General features: G+C 35.2%; 20 protein-coding genes and 2 tRNA genes. 14 read left to right on the top strand and 8 right to left on the bottom strand.

The window, feature by feature from the left end; genetic code table 11:
- Positions 1-116: 116 nt before the first annotated feature.
- The 6 genes from CGC48_RS04475 to CGC48_RS04450 all read right to left on the bottom strand — a co-directional run bounded on the left by CGC48_RS04475 (position 117) and on the right by CGC48_RS04450 (position 6,500).
- A complete protein-coding gene (locus CGC48_RS04475; RefSeq protein ID WP_098028616.1) occupies positions 117-767 on the bottom strand; it encodes a DUF4294 domain-containing protein in 651 nt (216 codons plus the stop codon).
- A gap of 72 nt (positions 768-839) precedes the next feature.
- A complete protein-coding gene (locus CGC48_RS04470) occupies positions 840-3,569 on the bottom strand; it encodes a PD-(D/E)XK nuclease family protein (protein WP_098028615.1) in 2,730 nt (909 codons plus the stop codon).
- Between the two features lie 149 nt (positions 3,570-3,718).
- Positions 3,719-4,435: a sulfite exporter TauE/SafE family protein gene (locus tag CGC48_RS04465; RefSeq protein ID WP_098028614.1), complete on the bottom strand. Its 717-nt coding sequence runs from the start codon at positions 4,433-4,435 to the stop codon at positions 3,719-3,721.
- A complete protein-coding gene (locus tag CGC48_RS04460; RefSeq protein ID WP_098028613.1) occupies positions 4,435-4,884 on the bottom strand; it encodes a FixH family protein in 450 nt (149 codons plus the stop codon). The genes CGC48_RS04465 and CGC48_RS04460 overlap by 1 nt, the downstream gene beginning before the upstream one ends.
- Positions 4,885-4,933: 49 nt before the next feature.
- Positions 4,934-6,334, bottom strand: coding sequence for an arylsulfatase (locus CGC48_RS04455; protein ID WP_098028612.1), 1,401 nt, complete (start codon positions 6,332-6,334; stop codon positions 4,934-4,936).
- 92 nt (positions 6,335-6,426) lie between these two features.
- A tRNA-Ala gene (locus CGC48_RS04450) sits at positions 6,427-6,500 on the bottom strand.
- Between the two features lie 139 nt (positions 6,501-6,639).
- Here CGC48_RS04450 and CGC48_RS04445 point away from each other — a divergent pair.
- The 10 genes from CGC48_RS04445 (at position 6,640) to CGC48_RS04400 (ending at position 16,181) form a co-directional block, all read left to right on the top strand.
- Positions 6,640-7,446, top strand: a complete 807-nt coding sequence (locus tag CGC48_RS04445) for a sulfite exporter TauE/SafE family protein (RefSeq protein ID WP_098028611.1) — start codon at positions 6,640-6,642, stop codon at positions 7,444-7,446.
- A gap of 147 nt (positions 7,447-7,593) precedes the next feature.
- Positions 7,594-9,009, top strand: coding sequence for an MBL fold metallo-hydrolase (locus CGC48_RS04440; RefSeq protein ID WP_098029757.1), 1,416 nt, complete (start codon positions 7,594-7,596; stop codon positions 9,007-9,009).
- Between the two features lie 252 nt (positions 9,010-9,261).
- Complete coding sequence (locus CGC48_RS04435; protein WP_098028610.1) at positions 9,262-10,032, top strand: enoyl-CoA hydratase/isomerase family protein; 771 nt, start codon at positions 9,262-9,264, stop codon at positions 10,030-10,032.
- Complete coding sequence (locus CGC48_RS04430) at positions 10,029-10,232, top strand: hypothetical protein (protein ID WP_013997218.1); 204 nt, start codon at positions 10,029-10,031, stop codon at positions 10,230-10,232. Before CGC48_RS04435 ends, CGC48_RS04430 begins: the two co-directional genes overlap by 4 nt.
- A gap of 202 nt (positions 10,233-10,434) precedes the next feature.
- On the top strand, positions 10,435-10,932 hold the full coding sequence (locus tag CGC48_RS04425; RefSeq protein ID WP_098028609.1) for a hypothetical protein: 498 nt from the start codon (positions 10,435-10,437) through the stop codon (positions 10,930-10,932).
- Positions 10,933-10,957: 25 nt separating this feature from the next.
- A complete protein-coding gene (locus CGC48_RS04420) occupies positions 10,958-11,413 on the top strand; it encodes a hypothetical protein (protein WP_198537155.1) in 456 nt (151 codons plus the stop codon).
- 216 nt (positions 11,414-11,629) lie between these two features.
- The gene (locus CGC48_RS04415; RefSeq protein ID WP_232780546.1) at positions 11,630-13,333 is read left to right on the top strand and encodes a beta-N-acetylhexosaminidase; all 1,704 of its coding nucleotides are present in this window, start codon (positions 11,630-11,632) and stop codon (positions 13,331-13,333) included.
- A 171-nt stretch (positions 13,334-13,504) separates the two neighbouring features.
- Positions 13,505-14,842 (top strand): alpha-L-fucosidase, encoded by a 1,338-nt coding sequence (locus CGC48_RS04410; RefSeq protein WP_098028608.1) that lies wholly within the window; start codon positions 13,505-13,507, stop codon positions 14,840-14,842.
- A 59-nt stretch (positions 14,843-14,901) separates the two neighbouring features.
- The gene (gene alr, locus CGC48_RS04405) at positions 14,902-16,041 is read left to right on the top strand and encodes an alanine racemase (RefSeq protein ID WP_098028607.1); all 1,140 of its coding nucleotides are present in this window, start codon (positions 14,902-14,904) and stop codon (positions 16,039-16,041) included.
- Between the two features lie 67 nt (positions 16,042-16,108).
- A tRNA-Met gene (locus tag CGC48_RS04400) sits at positions 16,109-16,181 on the top strand.
- A 59-nt stretch (positions 16,182-16,240) separates the two neighbouring features.
- Here CGC48_RS04400 and CGC48_RS04395 read toward each other — a convergent pair.
- Complete coding sequence (locus tag CGC48_RS04395; RefSeq protein WP_098028606.1) at positions 16,241-18,628, bottom strand: heavy metal translocating P-type ATPase; 2,388 nt, start codon at positions 18,626-18,628, stop codon at positions 16,241-16,243.
- Positions 18,629-18,803: 175 nt separating this feature from the next.
- Between CGC48_RS04395 and CGC48_RS04390 the strand changes: the two genes are divergently transcribed.
- From CGC48_RS04390 to CGC48_RS04380, 3 genes are read left to right on the top strand one after another with little or no spacing between them, the layout of a single operon-like run.
- Positions 18,804-19,451: a Crp/Fnr family transcriptional regulator gene (locus tag CGC48_RS04390; protein WP_098029755.1), complete on the top strand. Its 648-nt coding sequence runs from the start codon at positions 18,804-18,806 to the stop codon at positions 19,449-19,451.
- A gap of 19 nt (positions 19,452-19,470) precedes the next feature.
- Entirely contained in the window at positions 19,471-19,965 is a 495-nt protein-coding gene (locus tag CGC48_RS04385; RefSeq protein ID WP_098028605.1) for a YqiA/YcfP family alpha/beta fold hydrolase, read from the top strand.
- A gap of 2 nt (positions 19,966-19,967) precedes the next feature.
- Positions 19,968-20,945 (top strand): N(4)-(beta-N-acetylglucosaminyl)-L-asparaginase, encoded by a 978-nt coding sequence (locus CGC48_RS04380; RefSeq protein WP_098028604.1) that lies wholly within the window; start codon positions 19,968-19,970, stop codon positions 20,943-20,945.
- A 70-nt stretch (positions 20,946-21,015) separates the two neighbouring features.
- Here CGC48_RS04380 and CGC48_RS04375 read toward each other — a convergent pair whose 3' ends face one another.
- Positions 21,016-21,897 carry a helix-turn-helix domain-containing protein gene (locus tag CGC48_RS04375; RefSeq protein ID WP_098028603.1) on the bottom strand — a complete coding sequence of 294 codons (882 nt, stop codon included), beginning with the start codon at positions 21,895-21,897 and terminating at the stop codon, positions 21,016-21,018.
- 256 nt (positions 21,898-22,153) lie between these two features.
- Between CGC48_RS04375 and CGC48_RS04370 the strand changes: the two genes are divergently transcribed.
- A complete protein-coding gene (locus CGC48_RS04370) occupies positions 22,154-22,999 on the top strand; it encodes a metallophosphoesterase (RefSeq protein ID WP_198537154.1) in 846 nt (281 codons plus the stop codon).
- Positions 23,000-23,053 lie beyond the last annotated feature (54 nt).

Genomic DNA, 23,053 nt, shown 5'->3' with positions numbered 1-23,053 from the left:
AGAATATTGCTAATATAATAAAAAGAGAGGCTTTGTTAATAAGAAATTTAAATAAAAATAGAGATTTTAGAATCTCTTTTGTGGGAAGTTTAAAATATTTTGTTTCAGAAGAATTTTTATTTTCTGTTTTTTCTTCTTTCATCAAGGATTTTACCGAAATCTATTTCAAAAGCAGGTGCTTGGTATTCTAATTCATCGTTGGCAAAGGCACGAAGTAGGATTTCTTCTATTAACAAATCCTCATTATTTTCAGTGGGATTGTATTCCGTTTTCAGAGAAATGTCGTACAGCCAAGCTGTGCTATTATACATAAAAGCACTCCAACCATTACGTAAATCTTTAACTAACTGAAAGGCAGTTTTTCCCGTTTGTCTGTGTATGAGTTTTACCAAAATTCTACCTTGCGAACGCGAAAGCTTTTTGAGTTCGTCTGTAAATCGATCTTCAATATATTTCTGCATTCGTTTGGTATACAGCTTTTTGGCTCGTTTATTACGCATAGTATCCATTGTTTGTTGCATAATTTCCAAGCGGTCAGCAGCAAGTTTGGCATACGGATACACTTTCTTAACTCGGTTGCGTAAAATCAAATATTGTTTACGAGCTTCTTCATTAATAAACTTGCGTTCTTTTCCAAAAACTACAACTTCAGGAAGCCGAATTGTGTCAATAAATTGGAGATTCGAATCCTGATGAAGTGTATCAGTTTGTGCGGAAACAAATGAACAGTAAATGATTGCAAAAAGAGTTAAAAAAAATGATTTCATTCAAAAATTTAATTTTTCAGAAAAACAAAAGTACAAACTAAAATATGAGAAAACAAGAAAACGATAAGTTGGCTACCTACTTTTTTCAGAAAAAGGAATATCCACATTGAAAATCTCTAACAATAATTTTTCGGTGTATTCCTTGTAAATTTCAATAATTTGTGATGTTATTTCATATTCTATTATTTTATCTTGCTTGGTATGAAATTTTATTAATCCTTGATTAAGATTTTTGAATGAGAAATTCCCAGCAATGATATTTTCTTGATTTTGAGAATTTTGTTTGAATATGTAAGCATACGTAAGTAGCTGAAAGGCTTTACTATACTTAAAGTCAGTAATGAGAGAATCCCAATCGGAAATGCTAACATCGTTTTGGTTTACTTTTCCCGTTTTGTAATCAATAATGTGTAAAACGCCATTTCGCAAATCAACACGGTCGATAATTCCTTTAAGATAAACGGGGAAAGGTAACGCTTTGCTTTCAAAAGGAACTTTTAATCGCTGTTCTAAATGTTGAACTATGATTTCAGTTCCTTTGCGGATTTCAGTAATTTCAAGGTCAAGAAATCGGTTTACATATTCATAAATAACATTGAAAATCAATAAGTTTTTACCACTTCTGAATTCTGAATTTTTGTATTTTTCCAGAAAATGTTTTTCAATTAACGGACGTATTTTAGGACGCATTACTTTGAAATGATTTTCTGTTAAAATTTCCTTGAGATATGGTTTGTATAAATCCTCTAAAGTTCCGTGAACAATATCTCCAAAGGTACGTGCCTCCACCGTTTCTTCAACATCTCTTTCTTCGTAAATTTGAAGAATATTTTGCTGATAGAAAGTAATCGGATTTAAAATGTAATTTGTTAAAGAAGAAGGAGATATGCCTTTTTCCGAAAGTTCTTTGAGACGTTCTAAAATAGCATCCGTTTTTGATATAACAATTTTTGGAACCGCAGCAGGATACACTTCAGGGGCTTTAACTTGATGCGTGATTCGGTGTGCGGGAATTCTCTCAGCTAATAACTGCAAAATAAAACGACTTTTTTCTTTGCTTTTCAGTCCGCTCATTTCTGTATCGTAAATTAAATGTATCTTTCTGGAACGCTGTAACATACGATAGAAATTATAGCTGTAAACGGCATCTTTTTCTTTGTGAGTAGGTAGCTCTAAAAAATATTTTACATCATACGGAATAAATGAATTATCGCTTTTTCCTAAAGGAAGAACGCCTTCATTAACTGAGGTTATAATAACGTTTTCAAAATCCAAACTTCGGCTTTCCAAAACTCCCATAACTTGCAGTCCTTCAAGTGGTTCTCCAACAAAATTCAGCGAACTTTTTTGCAAAACGTCTATATAGAAATGGTACAAAGACTTTACAGAATCAATGTATCCGAATTTATTTTGAAGTTGTTTTAATTGGTTGAATAACAGATAAAAACGATATAAGAACTCCAATGTTAGAGTATGTTTTCCATCTTCATTGTCAGTTTTCTGTTTTATACAATGAATTAGGAATAAAGCATTGTCAATCAGTTTATTGATTAGATTTTTGTCTTTTTCTGGAAATAGAATTTCAATAAAATTTTTTTGAGAATCAGGAGTTGCTTCCAGAATTTTTTCCCGAGTTAAGTAGTTTAAGTTGCGTTCTTTTATAAAGTTTGAAATCTCATTTACAGCCTCTTCTGTAAAAATACTTTGTAAAAAAGGTTGTGAAATAAGGTTTAAAATATCTTTATAGTAGAAGTTTTTTGATAGATGTAATCTAAAATAACTTGTAAAGAGGTCATTAAGAGGAGTTTGTTGCAAAGGATATCCCATCGTTATGTTAACCGATGTGTTGGGCTTAACAGATTGCAACATAGGAATTAACAGATTTTCATCAGCAATGATTAAAGCTGTTTTTTCCAGTTCGTTGTTGGATGTATTTTTGAGTAATTCAGAGACTGTGTGGGCTTGATTGATGCTTTTTGGAACTCCTGTGATGTAAATTTCTTTCTCTTGTAAATAATTATTTATCAGCCATTTGGGTTTATTTGTTTCGTAATATTTCCAGTTTTTTATGTATTTTCTGATAAAATAACCTGCATCGTGTTCTTTCGCTTTTATAAAGTATTCGTCAATATCCCAATAAATTTCTGATTTTGAGTCCATTAATATAGAATGGATTATTTTTTGCTCTGCTTTTGATAAAGCATTGAATCCCACAAAGATATGAATTTTATTGCCATTATTTTGAATATAATGAGGCAACTTTTCAACTGCTTTTCTGGCAATGAATCCAGAATATCCTTTGTTTAAAGATGTAAGTTTCTCGTTAAGAGCAAAATAATAATCACCTAATGTGTTCCAAAATTCGAGATGCTTTTTCTGCATTTCGGTTAATTCATCAGCTCCCGACCAATGTTCAGCTTCTTTGAGAGCGTGTATATAAGGAAAAATTTTCTCAGGTTGAACCAAATATTGGTCAATTTCGCTAAAATCTTTCAAAAGTGTTTGTCCCCAGCCAATAAACGCTTCAAAATCATCGGGTTCTTTTTTGCAAGTAGATTTGTAAGTATTATAAAATTCAAACAAAAGAGGCAATTCTCCAATATTTTCAACACCTGAAATTCTACTGAAAAGCTCAGAAATGCCAATAAATTCAGGAGTAATGCTTGTTTTGCGATTGAGTTCTGCAAAATACTTCTTCAGGAAAAGGGCTGGGCGTTTTCCTGAGGTTACAAAAATTAGATTTTCAATTTCGTCGGAAAAATTCTCCAACACATCAACGACTACATTTTTTAAATAATTCATTCGTAAAGGCTACTAATCTGTTTGTCAGAAATAAATGCTTCAAAAGAAGGAAGCAGATTGATTTTTACAAAAATATAATTATTTTAAAAAATGAGAGAAAAATATGGAAACAAATTTATCTTCAGAGAAGGGAAAAAGTTCTCAGAATTTTATTTAGGAGTGGGTACAATGCAATCTGCATCTGCCTTAATCATCAAATTCATATTTGAAGGAGAAATGTACGGAATTCCTAAAGCAAGTCCGCGAAGTATAAATAATCCACCAATGATAATGATAACAAAAGGGATTGCTTTTTGGATATATTTTTTTGTTTTTTGGCTCAAAAAATTTCCCAAATAAATGGTAGCGGTCATCAATGGAACGGTTCCTAACGCAAAAGCAAACATATAAATCGCTGAATGGCTCAATTCGGTCTGAGCTAAAGCTCCGAACAAAGCCACATATACCAATCCGCAGGGGAGAAATCCGTTAAAAAAACCAATAAAAAAAATTGATAAAGAATTCTTACGTTTAAGTTGTTGTGAAAGAGCGTATTTTACTTTTCCTATCAAAAAATAAATTGGTTTGGTTAAAAGGTTCATTTTTACATTTATAAAAGAAAGTAGTACGACTAAAATCATTAATGAACCTACAATTATTGAAAAGATTTGCTGATATTCTCTGATGAAAAGCCCTTTCCCAAGTAGTCCGAACACTAAGCCTAAAGACACATAAGCCATAGCTTTCCCTACGTGATAAGAAGTAATTTGAAAGGCTTTTTTGATAGGTTTTCGATGTTCAAGCGGAAGTATTAAAGTCAGAGGACCACACATTCCTACGCAATGAAAGCTTCCTAACAGCCCTAATATGAAGGCAGTGTAAAACATTATTTTATGGTAATATTTTTGATAGAAATATAATCGTTGTTGTTAAAAGTATAATTCACTTCTACGTTCCAACGTCCTTCAGATAAAACATTTATTGGAACTAACATTTGTTTATTTTTCAATTGTAAAGGAATTTTGAAGTCTCTTTTTCGGTCGGAAGGGCGATAAAAAGAAACACTTCCCACAACATTTTCATCAGTTATCTTACTTGGGAAAATTAATGTAACTCCCTCTAAAGATGATTGTATTTGAACCGTCATTTGTTCTTTTTCTGTTTTTTGGGCTTTAACCATCATATTTTGATACGAGAATTCTTTTTTGTAGTAATCATTAGTAACAAAATCGTGGTCATATTTCCTGTTAATTGTCATATTAACAACAAAGTACATTATAAATGCGATGAAAGCCACAAAAGCAATCACAATTCCCGTTCCCCAACTTATTTTCATAGTGTGTTAAGTTTTTTAGTGAAATAAAACGTTTATAAAATTGAGAAAATCATTCTTTCTCCCAAGAATATTTAAAAATATCAGATTGGCTACGAGCTTGTTTCATAAATTTCTCTACTCGTTTCACTATTTTAGGATATTTATTAGCTATGTTGTTTTTCTCAGAAGGGTCTTTACTTAAATCATAAAGTTCAATGGGCGCATTTTTATCTTTGTCAACATTTACTTTAACAGCCTTCCAGTTTTTATATCGAAGGGCTTGTTTTCCGCCAAATTCATAAAATTCCCAGTACAAAAACTTATGTTTTTTCTGTTTTTTATTTCCTTTTAATGTATTTACGAATGAAATTCCGTTGATAGGGTCATTTTTTGGAATATCAATCCCTGCAACCTCAGCAAAAGTAGGATAAATATCCCAAAAACCACCTTGAAAATTACTTTTAGTATTGGCTGGTACCGTTCCTTTCCATTGTACGATGAAAGGTTCACGTATTCCTCCTTCGTACAAATCACGTTTTACACCTCTGTAAATCCCACTGCTTTGGAAATAAACAACATCATCCATCGTTCGTCCTCCTTCAATGTGAGTGCCATTATCACTGGCAAAAATGATTATTGTATTTTTTTCAATGCCTAATTTTTCTACTAAGGAAGAGATTTGTCCTACATAATCATCAATTACGTTTACCATTGCCGCGTATGCCGCTTTTGGAAACTTTTGAGCCCCGTAATAACCTCCTTTAAAATCTTTTTCATTTGGGTGAATGCTATTTTGGTTTTCATCTAATTGCTTTACCATATAACGTTCAGGTACAGATAATTCAGCGTGTGGAACGGTTAATGACAGATAAATGAAAAAGGGATTTCTATTTGCATTGTCTTTGATGAAATTCAGAGTTTTATCTACAAAAATATCATTAACGTATGTTCCTTTTGTTATGGGTTTTTGAACGATTTTACCATTTTCAATGCAATCAAGTGAATCAGGTGTTTGAAAGTGTGCTGACATATGGTGCAAAAAACCTGCAAATGCGTCAAAACCACGCTTTTCAGGTGTTGTTTTTCCTTTTTCTAAGCCCATTCCCCATTTTCCAAAAATAGCGTTTTGATAGCCAGCTTCTTTTAGGAGTTCAGGGAAAATCTTTTTGTTCTTTTCCAACGGGAATTCGCCATTTCCTCTAACTTTTGTTTGTCCAGTATGTTGCCCTGTTAAAAGAGAAGCTCTTGATGGAGCACAAACTGTGCTTCCGGCATAAAAATCGGTAAAAGTCATACCCTCATTAGCAAGCTTACTGATATTGGGAGTTTTAATTATTTTTTGCCCATAAGGCTCAGTATCGCCATAACCCATATCATCTGCCAAAATAAAAATAATGTTGGGCTTTTGTGTGTCTTGAGCAAGTAAGAATCCACTTAATAAAAATAGAAAACAGATGAAAATACGCTTCATTTCAAGGTAGTTTAATTGTTAGAAAGAAATATGTTTTAACATAAATACGTATCCAGCCAAAACCGAATACGTATTCCAAAAAATCCGTTTTGTGGAGAAGATGGGGCTCGAACCCACGACCTCTTGCATGCCATGCAAGCGCTCTAGCCAACTGAGCTACATCCCCAGTGAGGCACAAAGGTATGATAAAAATTTAAATTAAATCACTTTTTGCAAATAAAATTAGAAAAATGTTGATGTGTAACTTTGGTTGCTGTCAAACTTAAATATGTGATTTATTTTTGCCCCGTAAAACATCAAAAAGTATGGAAGCAGAGATTATAGGGTATGTTTTAGCTATTTTGATAGGAATCTCTCTTGGATTGGTAGGTAGTGGAGGTTCTATTCTTACTCTACCTATTTTAGTATATTTGATGGGTGTAGAGCCTGTTTTAGCCACAGCATATTCGTTGTTTATTGTTGGAGTTACGTCTTTTGTAGGAGGAATTAAAAATGCTTTTTTGAGAAGGATTGACTTTAGAAGTGTATTAATTTTTGGATTGCCTTCTGTTTTAGCGGTTTATTTCAGTAGAGCTTTTTTATTACCTCTAATACCTGATGTTCTTTTCAGAATAGATTCATTAGTTTTTACCAAATCAATGGGGTTGATGGTTCTTTTTGCAATCGTGATGATTTTAGCATCAGTTTCAATGCTTAGTCCAAAAAAGAAATATCAAGAAAATGAAGATACTGAAATTCGTTATAATTATCCTATGATTTTGTTAGAAGGTATAGTTGTTGGAGTGCTTACGGGACTTGTTGGAGCTGGTGGAGGATTCTTGGTAATTCCTGCTTTGGTACTCTTTGCTAAAATGCCCATTAAACTTGCCATAGGAACGTCTCTGTTTATCATTGCAATAAAGTCGATATTAGGCTTTATAGGTGATTTACAAAATTATTCCGAAATTATTGATTGGAAATTACTTCTAATTTTTTCATTTCTTTCTGTTTTGGGGATTTTTGTAGGAGTGTTTCTTTCCAGAAAAATTGATGGTACTCGTCTAAAATCTATTTTTGGATGGTTTGTATTAGTTATGGGGGTGTATATTTTTATAAAAGAATTATTCCTATAGAGAATATTCAATGTAAATACAATTCAGAAGAATGTTAATAGGTATTAATAAAGAAAATTTATGGCAAAGAAAGTTATTTGCACAATTTTAAGTTTGCTGGGATTATGCACACTTCAAGCACAGAAAAATAATATAAAATCAAATACTATGAAGGTAGAACAAATTTATACGGGCTGTTTAGCTCAAGGAGCTTATTACATTGAAAGTGATGGAGAAGCGGTTGTTATTGATCCACTTCGTGAGGTAAAATCTTACATTGAAAAAGCAGAAAAGGACAAAGCAAAAATAAAATACGTACTGGAGACGCATTTTCACGCAGATTTTGTAAGTGGGCATATTGATTTGGCGGAAAAAACGGGGGCTACTATCGTTTTTGGACCTACGGCGAAGCCTCATTTTAAGGCTCACGTAGCAGAGGATGGCGAGATTTTGAAAGTAGGGAAAGTTCGCATTAAAGTAATTCACACGCCAGGACACACAATGGAAAGCACTTGTTATTTACTTATTGATGAGAAAGGAAAAGAAGTTGCCCTATTCACTGGAGATACTCTTTTTATAGGTGATGTGGGACGTCCTGACTTGGCTCAGAAGGTAGTAGCAGATTTAACTCAAGAGAAATTGGCTGGGCATCTGTACGAATCTCTTCAAAATAAGATAATTCCTCTTTCTGATGATATCATCATCTACCCAGCACACGGTTCAGGTTCGGCTTGTGGCAAGAACATTAGCAAAGAAACAAGTGATACACTTGGAAATCAAAAGAAAAAGAATTATGCCCTTCAGCCAATGACAAAAGAGGAGTTTATCGTAAAGGTATTACACGGATTGATGCCTCCTCCTGAGTATTTCCCTGAAAATGTGTTGATGAATATCAAAGGATATGAGAGTATTGATCAGGTGTTGAAGAAAGGGCTCAGGGCGTTGTCTCCAAACGATTTTGAAAAGGAAGCGAACTTCACAGGGGCTTTAGTGTTGGATACACGTGCACCTCAAGTATTTGCCACAGGACACATTCCTAATGCGATAAATATTGGTATTGATGGTAGTTTTGCTCCGTGGGTGGGAGCATTGATTCCAGATATCAAGCAAGAAATTCTTATCGTGGCAGAGCAAGGAAGAGAAGAAGAGGTGGTGACCCGATTGGCACGTGTAGGTTATGATAATAGCATTGGTTTTCTTGAAGGAGGATTTGAATCGTGGAAACAAGCAGGAAAAGAGATAAATCGCATAGAGTCAATTACACCCAAAGAGTTAGTGCAAAGAATGAAGGACAATCCCGATGTACAAATTTTGGATGTACGTAAGCCCAACGAACATATTTCTGAACACGTAATAGGTGCAAAGAATACACCATTGGATTATATCAACAACTACATTTCTGAAATAGATAAAGACAAGACATATTTTGTGCATTGTGCAAGTGGTTATAGATCTATGGTGTTTATTTCTATCCTTAAGGCAAGAGGATACGACAATTTGATTGACATACAAGGAGGATTTAAAGGCATAAAAGCTTCAGAAGAGTTGAAAATTAGTCCTTTTGTTTGTCCAACAACTTTATAAATCGTTTTTTAGTAAGGCTTTACTAAGGTAAGAAACAATCAACGAAATGAAATTACGAGATAAAGCCTGTATAGTTTAGACAAATATTCATAAATCGTGAAAATCCCTAAGGAAAATAAATTTTTCTCTTGGGGATTTTTCATTAAGGGGTTTGTTCATTTCAGTAGTGAGTTTTAATTGATAAATCTAAAAAAATAAATCAAAGCACGATAATCTGTAAAAATATTACTACTTTTGAAAAAAAATGAAATTATGACAACAGACAGACAAAACGGCTCTTTATATACTAAAATTGAAAATAAAGTTGCCACTATTGAGTTTGGGCATCCCAATGCGAATTCTTTTCCGTTGGAACTTTTGGAGCGACTTGCTCAAGAGCTAAACGTACTTTCCAACAATCCTGAAGTTGCTATCATCTTGCTCAAAAGCGAAGGCGACAGAGCTTTCTGTGCAGGAGCTTCGTTCGATGAATTATTAGCAATAGAAACCGAAGCTGAGGGAAATCGGTTTTTTAATGGTTTCGCTAATCTTTTTTTGGCGATGCGCGAATGCAAAAAGCTCATCATCGGGCGTGTACAAGGCAAAGCTGTTGGCGGAGGGGTAGGACTTATCGCAGCGTGTGACTATGTGTTCGCGGTTGAGGCTGCCACCATTCGCTTGTCGGAGCTTTCACTGGGTATTGGTCCTTTCGTGATTGCTCCCGTAATCCTAAGAAAGGCTGGACAAGCCGCACTTAATGAGCTTTTTATGGCTCCTGACCAATGGAAGAACGCCTATTGGGCTCAGCAAAAAGGACTTTACGCAAGGGTGTTTGAAAATACCAAAGAAATGGACGAAGCTATCGGATATTTCTTAGAAAAATTGTTGCAATCCAATCCAGTAGCGCTTTCCGAGATGAAACGTATCACTTGGCAACACACCGAACATTGGCTCGAGGAGCTTCCGAAGAATGCCGAAATCTCAGGAAAACTCGTACTTTCCCAACAAACCAAACAAATGTTAGCAAAATTCAAAAATCGATGATACTTTTATTACAAAACCCAAAGCAAGAACAGCATTTGGAGGAAATTAAAAAGCAAATTGCCGAAGCCCCAGATAGTTCTTATGAAATCGGACTTTTTATAGGTAACCTGCTTCCTTTTGTAGTACTTGCTCTACTTGCATATCTCTTATATTCCTATATGAAGAACCGAGCTGGAAAGGATAACGAAATGCTTGATTGATGTTGTAAGGGGATATGAAAAATGAAACTCATTTTAAAGATTAAGTTAATCCCAAGGATAATGTTTTTTCAAAAAAGATGAAAAAATAAATCAATGTTTAAAAGTGATTCAAACGGTTTTTCTGTCAGGCTGAGCGAAGTCTAAGCCTTACCTAAGAGTCATCATCATACTTTTTATAGTTAAACCATAACAATACCAACTAATGGAAAATTTAGATAAGAGCATTCCTTTGCGACCGCGTTTTCGTAGAGAAAGTTCGAAAACGCCCGAAGAACTTCTTGAAAGGGTAAAATTTTTAAAATCAGAATTGAAAAATGATTACGAGTTTACCATTTCCGATAAACATCTTTGGATTTACCTGCACAAACAACGGCGTAAATTTTATTCTCCACATCTTCACTTGGAGTTTGAGCCTCAGGAGAATGGAGGTACGCTTATCCGTGCTTTATTTGGTCCTGACCCTACACTATGGACATTATTTATGTTTCTGCATTTTGTTGTGGCAAGTGTTTTTCTTTTCTTTTGCGTTGCGGCTTATTCGCATTATATCCTAAAAGAAAGTAGTTTTTTGGATTTAATGATGATGGGAATTATGGTAGTTATTTGGTTTAGTTTGTATTTCTTTGGAAGGTTTAATCGCAGTAAGGGTACGCCACAGATGTACGAGTTGTTAGCTGTTTTAGACAAAATCTGTTCCTAACAAAACCGAATCTGCCGAAGAGAAAATGGCATACGACACATTCAGCAAAAAGTTTGAGGAGTTGAAAAAAAGGTACACCACCGACCGCAAAAAGGCGAAAATCATCTTCAAAGATGAAGACACTGTCCTTACCGTACTGGTAATTAAAGGCGTTATGAGTATCCGAATTAATGGATTGCTTGAAGATATTGATACTTTTTATAAGCAATTACAAGCAAAGGAGGAACTTCGTACACCTTTAAAGAGACTTAAAATCACCGATGAGCATATTGCCGAGCAACTCAAAGCTCTAACGGAAGTACGACAAGCCTATTTGCAATATACCAATGAAAAAGGGGAAAGCCAACAGGCAACCAAGAACAAAGATGCTGCATTTGCCGAGTTAGAGAAGTGGGTACGTGAATTTTATAGCATTGCCAAAATCGCACTGGAAGACCAACCTCAATTATTGGAAAGTCTTGGCAAGTTTATGAGGAACTAATTTAAAGTAAAGACGCTCCATAGAGCGTCTTTTATTGTATTAAAAATATTTTATAAGAAATACACCTCACAAACTAATAAAAAATTGTAGATTTGTACCTAACAAATCAAACAACTTATCAGCCTAATTAATTATATATCTGTAATGATAATAAAACAGAGCTAAATGGCTTCAAACTATAATGGAATTAGTAATTAACAATATAAATTAATACGTATGAAAAGATGTATATTAGCCATTGCATTGGCTTTTGCGTTGGTTTCTTGCGAGGAAAAGAATCCGTATGCTGAAACTCAAAATGTAACGACTGATTATGCTGTTGTTCCGCTTCCGCAGAAGTTGGAAATCCAAAACGGACGCTTTCTTCTAAATGGAAAGACGAAGGTTTATTTCGACAAAGAGCTTCAAAAAGAAGCCGAGTTCTTGAAAGAATACATCAAATTGCAAACAGGTGTTGATGTTACCTTTGGAACAGAAGGGAAATTCGAGAAAGGTATTTTCTTACATATCGACCAGAAAGTAACTGAGAAGGAAGGTTACAAAATTGATGGAAATTCAAAGCTAATAACCGTTAGTGGTAACAATGCACAAGGGGTTTTCTACGGACTGCAAACGCTTCGTCAGATGATTAAGCAAGTAACTGCTGAAAATAACGAGGTACATTATGTTATTCCATCTGTAAAGATTGAAGATGCCCCTCGATTTGCGTATCGTGGAATGCATCTGGACGTTGGAAGGCATATGTTCCCAATGGAGTTTATCAAAAAATACATCGACCTTTTGGCTTTGCACAAAATGAATAAGTTTCATTGGCACTTAACAGAAGACCAAGGTTGGCGATTGGAAATTAAGAAGTATCCAAAGCTAACCGAAGTGGGAGCGTGGCGTGAACAGACTGCCATCGGGAAGAATTTCCCTGGAGCTTACGAGGGAGCTACTTTCAAAGGTGATGGAAAACGTTACGGAGGGTTTTATACACAGGAAGAAGCCAAAGAAATTGTGAGATATGCCGCTGAACGACACATCACAGTCATTCCTGAAATTGATATGCCTGGGCATATGTTGGCAGCATTGGCAGCATATCCTGAACTTGGTAACGGAACAGGTCCTTACAAGGTAGCAGAGTACTGGGGAATCTTCGATCAGGTCTTAGCACCGAAGGAAGAAACCTTCCAATTCTTAGAAGATGTGCTTACCGAAGTGATTGATATCTTTCCAAGCGAATATATACACATCGGAGGCGATGAAGCTCCTAAAAAAGAATGGAAAGAATCAGCACAAGCTCAGGAAGTAATAAAACAATTAGGTTTGAAAGACGATACAGAACCGAGTGCCATCGATGGAAGAAAACATAGCAAGGAAGAGAAGTTACAAAGCTACTTCATCAGCCGTGTGGAGAAATTCTTGAACGGAAAAGGACGCCAAATTATCGGTTGGGACGAGATTTTGGAAGGAGGCTTAGCACCTAACGCTACCGTGATGAGCTGGAGAGGTGTAGAGGGCGGAATTGCCGCTGCAAAAGCTGGACATAAAGCAATTATGACGCCAGGTGGGTATTGTTATTTCGACCATTACCAAGATGCAGTCGATGCAGAAACCAAACAACCTTACTTGAGTATCTGTTGCCTTACCACTGTCGAAAAAACGTACTCATACGACCCCGTACCTACTGAGTTTACCCCCGAACAAGCTAAACTTATCTTGGGAGTACAGGCAAATCTCTGGACAGAATATATCCACAGCCCAGAACAAGCCGAATATATGGTTGCACCACGTATGACAGCTCTTTCTGAAGTACAATGGACACCTGTAGCACAGAAAAATTATGACCAATTTAAAGAGCGTATCACATCTATTCGTAACATTTTTGATGTAATGAAGGTAAATTACGCAAAACATATCTTCGAAGATAAAAAATAATTTTTCCATTTCGTTAAAATCCCTTTCAATGATAATGTTGAGAGGGATTTTTTTATGATATTATTTATCAGATTTGTGATTTTTAGCTAAAGTTACTACTTTTACAGCTCCTACGAATACTTCTGTATGAAGATAGAAATATTTTATATTGATTAACCAAAAACAAAGCATATGGCAACAAAGAAAATCTTTATAAACATCGCAATTTTATTGAGTTGTATGTTTGTATGGGGGCAAAAAGGTTACAAACCATCGGCAGAGAATTTGAAAGCAAGAGAAGCGTTTCAAGATGATAAGTTCGGAATTTTTATTCACTGGGGAATTTATAGTATGCTTGCCGACGGGGAATGGGTTATGCACAACAAAAACTTGCATTGGCAAGAGTATGAAAAGTTAGCTGCTGGATTCTATCCTTCAAAATTCAACGCAGCCGAATGGGTTGCAGCCATTAAGGCTTCAGGAGCGAAATATATTACGATAACTACACGCCATCACGATGGATTTTCGATGTTTGATACCAAACATTGTGATTATAACATTGTGAAAGCCACACCCTTCAAACGCGATATCATCAAGGAGATTGCTCAAGAGTGCCAAAATCAGGGAATACGTCTGCATTTGTATTATTCGCACTTGGATTGGCGTCGGGAGGACTATTATCCGCTTGGGCGTACTGGCAAAGGCACAGGAAGAACTAAACAAGGCAAGTGGGAAGATTATCACGCATTTATGAACAATCAACTTACTGAACTTTTGACGAATTATGGAAAGATAGGTGCCATTTGGTTTGACGGAATGTGGGACAAAGACATTTATCCAGACGGAATGACTGCTAAAACGTGGAACCTTGATGAGCAATACACCTTGATACACAAATTACAACCTGCTTGTCTCATCGGGAATAATCATCACATCATGCCGTTTGCTGGAGAAGATATCCAGATATTTGAACGAGACCTTCCTGGTGAGAACAAAGCTGGATTGTCAGGACAAGACATCAGCCGTTTGCCGTTAGAAACCTGTGAAACAATGAACGGAATGTGGGGATATAAAATCATCGACCAGAATTATAAGTCCACTAAAACTTTGATTCAGTATCTGGTTAAGGCGGCAGGAAAAAATGCGAATTTATTGATGAATGTAGGTCCAGAACCTAACGGAAATATACCTGCTGTTGCTGTTCAACGCTTAAAAGAAATGGGGGAGTGGATGAAAACATACGCACCAACCATTCAAGGTACAAGAGGAGGTGTGGTAGCTCCCAGCCATTGGGGTGTAACTACTCAGAAAGGAAAAACACTTTACGTTCACGTGCTGGATTTGACCGACAAAGCCTTGTTTTTGCCTTATTCGGGTAATAAACTTATCAAAGCTGTTGAGTATAACGGCAAAAAATCAATTAAATTTATTCAAGACAATGATGGAATCTTGCTAAAATTCCCAAAAATACCTGAAACTCCCGATTATGTATTGGAACTCATCTTTGAAAAAGAGCTTCCAGCCAAATAAAAAGTGAAAAATCAGTAGGCATATAGGAGAAAAAAGATTTTAAGTACAATAATTAGTATATGAATATAGAGAAAGAAGCCCAAAACGAACATACATCGGTACAAGAAACCACTTTAGAAATCCGTTTGGATAATTTGCAGCACAATGTAAAGTTTCTGAAAAGCAAATTAAAAGAAAATACGCTGTTTATGGCGGTGGTGAAGGCTTTTTCGTACGGAAATAATCATTGTGAAATAGCCAAGTATTTAGAAAAAAAAGATTTAGCGGACTATTTTGCTGTAGCTTATGCCTCAGAAGGGGTTGAATTACGTAAATCTGGAGTGACAAAACCTATTTTGGTGCTTCATCCGCAAGTGGCACATTTTCAAGAAATTGTAACGTATGAGTTGGAACCTACTTTGTATTCATATCGAACTTTAGAAGCATTCCTTGCCTTTGCTAAAGAATGTAATTTAGATGGTTATCCCATTCATATTAAGTGTAATACAGGAATGAATCGTTTAGGATTTCTTCCTCAGCAAATTGAAAATGTCTGTCAAATTTTATCCAACAAAAAGCAAATTAGGGTAAGGACAGCATATTCGCATTTGTTTGCCTCAGAAGATAAAAATGCTGAAGATTGTATGCAAGAGCAAATATGTCAATTTATAGATTGTCAGAAAGTTATCAAAAAATATTTCTCCTATAAAGTACTATTTCATAACTGTAACACTTCTGGAATTTTGAACTATCCTCAAGCGCATTTTGATATGGTTCGTAGTGGAATTGGAATGTACGGTTTTGGGAATGACGCTGAATATCAGTCTAATTTTCGTCCGATAACGATTTTAAAGAGTTTGATTTCTCAGATTCACGATATTCCCAAAGGAGGATATGTGGGCTATAATTTTGGTTTTCAAGCAGATGTTCCTACTCGAACGGCTACTATTTCAGTGGGTCACGCCGATGGGTTAAACAGAATTTACGGCAAAGGTATTGGCTTTGTGTATATTAATGGTAAAAAAGCGCCGATTATAGGGAATGTTTGTATGGATATGTTAATGGTTGATATTACAGAAATTGATTGTAAAGAGGGCGATGAAGTAATTATTTTTGATGAAAAACACACCGCTGAAATTCTTGCAGAAACGGCGCAAACTATTTCTTATGAGCTAATTACATCGCTTTCTAGGAGGATAAAACGCGTGTATGTGGAGTAGTTTCACAGATTTTTTTGCAAATAATTTTGGTAGTATAAAATATTGTTGTATATTTGCACCCAGAAATCGCGGGATAGAGCAGTAGGTAGCTCGTCGGGCTCATAACCCGAAGGTCACAGGTTCGAGTCCTGTTCCCGCTACAAGATTTTAAAAAAGCAACTTTGATATTAAAGTTGCTTTTTTTGTTTCTGTATGAGTATTATTTTAATTTTCTTGCTGCTACATTTGTGTTTAGAGTAGTGAAAAGCACAATAGTAATTGAGCTTAAAGGCATCAGAATTGCAGCAACCAAAGGAGATAAGTGCCCTAATACAGCAAATGAAACTCCAATGACATTGTATATGAATGAAAGGACGAAACTTCCTTTAATAATCTGTATTGATTTTTTAGAGAGTTTTAGAAAAGCTTTCAAGTCGCTAATTTTTGTAGAATCCATAATTCCGTCACAAGCAGGAGAAAATACATTCACATTCTCGGACAAAGCAATCCCTACATCGCTCTGTTTCAGTGCTCCGGCATCGTTCAGCCCATCGCCTATCATCATTACTTTTCTGCCTTCTTTCTGTAATAATTCGATGTAATTTAACTTGTCATCTGGTTTTTGGTTGAATAGAATTGTAGAATTGGGAGGAAGTAATTTTTCTAATGTATCTCGTTCACTTTCATTATCTCCTGAAAGAATTACTAATTTATATCTGTTTGCTAAAGAGTTGAATAAGTCCGAAATTCCCTTTCGATAGGAATTGCTAAATATAAAACAACCTTTGTAAATTCCGTTCAACGAAATGTGTACGCTTGTTTTCAGATTATCTTTGTCTGTTTGTTTTCCAACAAAACCTGCTGAACCTATTTTAACAGAAATATTGTTTACATTGGCTTCGATTCCTTTTCCAGCAATTTCAGTGAAACTACCAATGAAAGTTGAAGTATCTGAAACAGCCAAATGGTCATAAATTTGTCTACTAAGTGGGTGATTGGAATTTCGTAATATTTTTTTTATAATTATCTGTTCTTCAGTTGTTAGTTCTGTTCCTGAATAAGTTAAATCTGATTTGTTAGCAGTGGTAATTGTACCCGTTTTATCAAAAATAATGGTGTCAATTTTTGCCATTTTTTCAATGACTTTGCTGTTTTTCAGATATAATTTGCGTTGTCCGAAAATTCGTAACATATTCCCTAAAGTAAACGGAGCAGAAATAGCCAACGCACACGGACAAGCAATGATCAGGACTGCAGTAAAAACATTTAAGGGCATTATAGGCTCAGCAAGATTTTTGTATGCCAAATAAATCCACACAAATAAGGAGATAAAAGATATTCCTAAAATAATGATTGTAAAATACTTACTGACTTTGTCTGTTAACGTTTTAAATTTATCATCTTTATCTTTATTGAAAATTTCATTACTCCAAAGTTGAGTTAGATAACTTTGAGAAATCTCCTTAAGTACTTCAATTTCAATAGCTCCTTGCGTTTGCTTTCCTCCTGCAAAAAGTTTATCTCCACTAACTTTTTGTACAGGATTAGATTCCCCTGTAACAAAACTATAATCGATGTTGGCTTCCCCTCGAATTAAGATAGCATCTACGGGGATAAGTTCTTGATTTCTAATTAGTAACCTATCGCCTTGTTTGATGTCATAAACTTGAACGCTTTCCTCTGTGCCATCTGGGAGTATTTTGGTAATTCCGATAGGAAAGTAACTTTTATAGTCTCTTTCAAAAGAAAGAAAACTATAAGTTCTTTGCTGAAAGAATTTTCCAATTAAAAGTAAGAAAACCAAGCTGTTAAGGCTGTCAAAAAAACCTTGCCCTGAGTCAGTAAAAATATCATAGCAACTTCGTACGAACATCGCTAAAATACCTAGAGCCAACGGAATATCGATATTCAGAATTCTACTTCTGATGCCCTTATATGCCGAGATGAAATAATCTGAAGCCGAGTAAAACATCACAGGAAGAGACAAAAGGAGCATTATCCAGCGAAAGAAAGGCTTGTATTGTTCAATCCAAAATTCGTCAGTTTCAAAATATTCAGGAAAAGAAAGCAACATCACGTTTCCGAAAGCAAAAGCTGCTACTCCTAATTTGTAGTAAATCTGTCGGTTAGGATTATTTTTTTTAGTTTGATAATCTTCCAAACTGATGTATGGTGAATAACCAATATGAGCTAACAAAAGTACCAATTCTTTTAGAGAAATCTTTTCAGAATTGAAAGTGATACGAACCGTTTTTTGAGGAAAATTAACCACAGAGCCTCCCACACCTAAGTGCAATCTGTCCAAATTTTCAAGTACCCAAATACAGGAACTACAATGAATATGAGGGATATACAGATTTACAATTTGAACGCTTCCATCATTAAATTCAAGTAATTTCTCTACAATTTTTTGATTGTCCAAAAAGGAATATTTCTCTAAAGATTCCTCAGGACGAGCCCCAGGTGTTTGTTCAATGTCGTAGTATGAAGATAAATTATTTTCAGATAAAATTTCGTAAACCGTTTTGCAACCCAAGCAACAAAAAATTTTGTCATCAGCCGAAAGAGGTTCGTTATCAAATTCATTTCCACAATGATAGCAATTCATAATTAGGGTATTTGTTCACTTTGTACGTATGAAAAAATTGATTTGAGCAAAGCTTTATTTCTTTGCAAAGATATGATAATTATCATAAAAAATTTATCTTTGCGATAAAATACAAAAACATATGGGTAATCAAGCAGATACAAATTGTGAACATTGTTTTGTCAGGCATCAAAAGATGTTAAGAACACTCAGTGAAGGAGAGCTTCGAGTTATTTCTGAGTGCAAGACAGCTTCAAATATAAAAAAAGGTAAAACTATTTTTGAAGAAGGCAACGTACTCGCAGGTGTTTATTGTATTAAAGAGGGAATTTGTAAACTTAGTAAGTTGAGTTCCAATGGTAAAAGCCAAATTGTTCGCTTTGTTGGCAAGGGGGATATTTTGGGGCAACGCAGTGTTATTGCTTGTGATCCAGTGAATCTGAGTGCGGTAGCTCTGACAGATATGAAGGTTTGTTTTATCCCTAAGGAAGAGGTGCTTAATTTTTTTGCTACAAACGCAGGATTTTCTGTAGAAGTGTTTCGTAATGTGTGTGATGAATTAAAGAAAGCAGATAACGCAATTGTTGATTTGGCACAAAAGACTGTGAAACAGCGTTTAGCGGATACACTAATTTTCTTAGAAGATAATTTTGGAACTGATGAACAAGGTTATATCAATATTCAACTTTCGCGGGAGGAAATTGGAAATATGATAGGTTCAGCGACAGAATCTCTTATCAGAATGCTTTCCGAATTCAGCAAAAATGAATGGATTGAAACGCGTGTAAAAAAGATTAAAATATTGGATAAGAAAAAGTTAGAAAAAGTATCATTATTTAACTGATGATAAAAACGGATAAAAAATGAAAATACTGTATTTACACGGATTGGATAGCTTTTTGCAAGACGACCGAAGAGTGGTTTTACAGCAATACGCAACGATTTATGCTCCTGTTTTGGATTATAAAGGCACACCTAATCTGTTTGAAAAATTACAAGAAACGTATCACGATGTAGATGCTATAATTGGTTCAAGTGCCGGAGGATTAGTGACTTACTACTTGGCTCAAGCTTTGCAAAAACCTTGTTTACTCTTCAATCCTGCACTAACTTTTCGCAATGAAATGCCTATAGCTACCAGCTTCAATCGGTCGTACACCCAATATATGCAAATTGTAATTGGCTTACAGGACGAAGTGCTTCCTTCTTGGCAATCGTTGGAATTACTTCGCAATGATATTGCTGAAAATCAAAATATTGAAATTCATTTAATTAACAAGATGAGCCATTCTTACCCAATTGATATCTTCCGAAAAGAAACAGAATTTTTCATAAAAATGATTCACCAAAATTTATAAAAATGAAAACCTTTTATTTTTTTACAATTTCCTTATTATTAGTGGCTTGTAAGTCAAATTCATCAGAAAAAACTTCTGAACAAGACAAATCTGTAAATGTTAAACCTTTGGTTATCAGTACTTGGAATCACGGATTACCTGCCAACGATGCTGCTTGGAAAATCCTCGCCTCGGGCGGAAGTGCCTTAGATGCAGTTGAAAAAGGCGTGATGACTGCCGAAGCCGACCCCGAAGAAACATCGGTAGGTTATGGCGGATATCCAGACCGAGAAGGAAACGTGACGCTCGATGCCTGTATTATGGACAGCCAAAACAATGCGGGTTCGGTAGCTTGTTTGAAAAATATCAAACACCCCATTTCGGTGGCTCGTTTGGTAATGGAAAAAACGCCTCACGTAATGCTCGTGGGTGACGGAGCTAAGCAATTTGCTCTCTCACAAGGATTTAAAGAAGAAGATTTACTGACTGAAAAGTCAAAGAAGGCTTATGAAGAATGGCTAAAAACCTCTCAATATAAGCCTATTATCAATATTGAAAATCACGACACGATTAGTATGTTGGCATTGGACGAAAACGGAAATCTTTCAGGGGCCTGTACCACCAGCGGAATGGCTTGGAAAATGGCGGGCAGAGTGGGAGATTCACCCATCATCGGTGGAGGGCTGTTCTTGGACAATGAAGTAGGAGCAGCCGCAGCAACAGGTTTGGGCGAAGCGGTTATCCGTACGGCAGGTAGTGCGATGGTGGTAGAGCTGATGCGACACGGAAAATCTCCGCAAGAAGCTTGTGAAATCGTGACCAAACGCATTTATGATTTATATAAAAATACCCCCGAATTGGAGCATCTGCAAGTAGGATTTATTGCTTTGAGTAAAAGTGGTGAAATTGGGGCATTTTGCGTTCGTAAAGGATTTAACTATGCCTTACAATCTAAAAGCCAGCAAAATACACTCATTGATGCTACGTATATGATGGAGTAAAACGATTTTATAAATGTGAAAAACGCACCAAATAGCTCAATTTATTTGGTGCGTTTTGTATTTTAAAAAATTAAAGTGATTGGGCGTATTTTTTATTATTTCGAATTGATTTTATTATGACTTTGATTATTATACAAACGATACCAGTTAAACTCCATAGGGTAATAACTACAGGAAAATCAAATTTATCAGAAAATCTTGTTAAGGAAGATAATATAGGTATGGAGAACATAATAATTAAAGTATCGTAATTTTGACTTACTTTATCATTTTCCAAAAGATTCTCAGAAATTAATCCTTCTTGAATATACATTAAATCACGAGTTTCGAAAGTAATTGACCTTTCTTTTATACGTTTTCCGTCTCGGTAAGTTATTATGAAATGAATATTTCCGAGTTTCGTGTTCTCTATTTTTGTTGCTACAATATGTTTACGTTCAATATAGGGAGCTGTCCCCGAAGAAAACCACATTATGAGGAAAGTCACTATCAGAAAAATGGCTGCAAAACCAGTTGCAAAAATAGCCAAATCAGTGTTGTCTAAAAAGAAAAGTACAACGGCTATTATAGAAAATAATAATGTTCCAATAAATACAACACCTAGCGTTTTAAACAAAAACGAAATAGATTTCTCGTAAGTTTTTGTGATATTTTCAGGAATAACAGACCTATTGATTATCAGTTTATCGCTAAAAATATGCAGATACTCTTTTACACCTTGTAGGGTTCGTAAGGGCTTTTCGTTTATAGTCTCAGCAATAAGTGTTTCGTATGAAGTGCCCAAAGTGGTTAGTATACGTTTTAAAGTTTCTCCTGAAGGTGTGTTTTCTGCTTTTTCCACACGCTGAATGGTTCGGAGAGAAACTCCTGCTTGGGTTGCTAATTCCTCTTGCGAAAGACATTTCATTTTTCGTAATTCCTTAATTTTTTGTGATAGTTTTTCAATATTCATAGTTTTCCTATTTTTCGCAAAGATATGAGGATTTCAGCTTTTTGCTCTAATTTTTGATACGCCTTTTTTACGTCATTTTGATTTTTCAAGCTATTTTTATTTTGAAGAAAAATTGTAAGAATATGAAAAGTGTCAAAAATGTTATCCAAATCAAAAAAAGAGAAGATTGAGCATACTTTATATTTTTGAAGGATTTCATATATTATGGCATAAAAATTGTTGTGCTTTCTTTCGTTTTTTAATAAAAAATCAGCAAGTGAATAGACGGATTTTTATAAAGAAAAGTTTTTTGGGAATTGTAGGAATTACAGCTATGACGGGGTTATACGCTTGGCGAATTGAACCTCATTGGTTGGAGTTTGTCCGTGTAAAAATGCCCATCAAAAATCTCCCTGAATCGTTGGTTGGGAAAACCTTGATGCAAATAAGTGATATTCACACAGGAAATCGGGTAGATAATTCTTATCTAATAAATTCACTAAAAAAAGCAAAAGAATATAATCCTGATTTTGTGGTATATACAGGAGATTATGTTACACTTCATCAGAAAGAGGTAATGTATGACAAGCTCAAAGGAGTATTCGAACAAAGCGTTCAGGGGAGGTTCGGTACAATTGCCATTTTGGGAAATCACGATTACGGTTCTGATTGGGGTGAGCCTGAAGTTGCCGATGAAATCACGAAAATAATTGAAAACGAAGGAATTTCTGTACTCAAAAATTTTTCCATAGAAATAGAGGGATTAAATTTTATAGGGCTTGACGACTATTGGGCAAAGCAAACCAATGCAGAAAAAGCGTTTTCAAATTTTAATCCTACGAAAGCAAATGTTGTTCTTTGTCACAATCCTGATGTGTGTGACTTAGATGTATGGAATGATTATGATGGCTGGATTCTTTCTGGGCATACACACGGAGGGCAATGCAAACCACCTTTTCTTCCTCCACCGATACTCCCTGTGAAAAATAAAAATTACACATCGGGGAAATTCAATCTATCTAATGGAAGGACACTCTATATCAATCGTGGATTGGGGCATTCGCAGAAAATTCGGTTGAATGTTCGTCCTGAAATTACTATCTTTGAGCTTGAGAAAGGGTAAATTATTAAAAAAACAATCCTAAAAAGGACAAAGTTTACAATTTTTTAATACCTT

The organism is Capnocytophaga cynodegmi (assembly GCF_002302475.1).
Classification (GTDB): Bacteria; Bacteroidota; Bacteroidia; order Flavobacteriales; family Flavobacteriaceae; genus Capnocytophaga; species Capnocytophaga cynodegmi.
The sequence above is the reverse complement of the archived record's forward strand: the minus strand, read 5'-3'. Positions and strand labels throughout refer to the sequence as shown.

Excerpts from the sequence above, each read along its gene's own strand:
- CGC48_RS04395 (WP_098028606.1), bottom strand. The coding sequence starts at position 18,628 with ATGAATTGCTATCATTGTGGAAATGAATTTGATAACGAACCTCTTTCG.
- CGC48_RS04410 (WP_098028608.1), top strand. The coding sequence starts at position 13,505 with ATGGCAACAAAGAAAATCTTTATAAACATCGCAATTTTATTGAGTTGT.
- CGC48_RS04380 (WP_098028604.1), top strand. The coding sequence starts at position 19,968 with ATGAAAACCTTTTATTTTTTTACAATTTCCTTATTATTAGTGGCTTGT.
- CGC48_RS04415 (WP_232780546.1), top strand. The coding sequence starts at position 11,630 with ATGAAAAGATGTATATTAGCCATTGCATTGGCTTTTGCGTTGGTTTCT.
- CGC48_RS04455 (WP_098028612.1), bottom strand. The coding sequence starts at position 6,334 with ATGAAGCGTATTTTCATCTGTTTTCTATTTTTATTAAGTGGATTCTTA.
- CGC48_RS04465 (WP_098028614.1), bottom strand. The coding sequence starts at position 4,435 with ATGTTTTACACTGCCTTCATATTAGGGCTGTTAGGAAGCTTTCATTGC.
- CGC48_RS04385 (WP_098028605.1), top strand. The coding sequence starts at position 19,471 with ATGAAAATACTGTATTTACACGGATTGGATAGCTTTTTGCAAGACGAC.
- CGC48_RS04420 (WP_198537155.1), top strand. The coding sequence starts at position 10,958 with ATGGCATACGACACATTCAGCAAAAAGTTTGAGGAGTTGAAAAAAAGG.
- CGC48_RS04435 (WP_098028610.1), top strand. The coding sequence starts at position 9,262 with ATGACAACAGACAGACAAAACGGCTCTTTATATACTAAAATTGAAAAT.
- CGC48_RS04470 (WP_098028615.1), bottom strand. The coding sequence starts at position 3,569 with ATGAATTATTTAAAAAATGTAGTCGTTGATGTGTTGGAGAATTTTTCC.
- CGC48_RS04375 (WP_098028603.1), bottom strand. The coding sequence starts at position 21,897 with ATGAATATTGAAAAACTATCACAAAAAATTAAGGAATTACGAAAAATG.
- CGC48_RS04440 (WP_098029757.1), top strand. The coding sequence starts at position 7,594 with ATGAAGGTAGAACAAATTTATACGGGCTGTTTAGCTCAAGGAGCTTAT.
- alr (WP_098028607.1), top strand. The coding sequence starts at position 14,902 with ATGAATATAGAGAAAGAAGCCCAAAACGAACATACATCGGTACAAGAA.
- CGC48_RS04445 (WP_098028611.1), top strand. The coding sequence starts at position 6,640 with ATGGAAGCAGAGATTATAGGGTATGTTTTAGCTATTTTGATAGGAATC.
- CGC48_RS04430 (WP_013997218.1), top strand. The coding sequence starts at position 10,029 with ATGATACTTTTATTACAAAACCCAAAGCAAGAACAGCATTTGGAGGAA.
- CGC48_RS04460 (WP_098028613.1), bottom strand. The coding sequence starts at position 4,884 with ATGAAAATAAGTTGGGGAACGGGAATTGTGATTGCTTTTGTGGCTTTC.
- CGC48_RS04475 (WP_098028616.1), bottom strand. The coding sequence starts at position 767 with ATGAAATCATTTTTTTTAACTCTTTTTGCAATCATTTACTGTTCATTT.
- CGC48_RS04425 (WP_098028609.1), top strand. The coding sequence starts at position 10,435 with ATGGAAAATTTAGATAAGAGCATTCCTTTGCGACCGCGTTTTCGTAGA.
- CGC48_RS04390 (WP_098029755.1), top strand. The coding sequence starts at position 18,804 with ATGTTAAGAACACTCAGTGAAGGAGAGCTTCGAGTTATTTCTGAGTGC.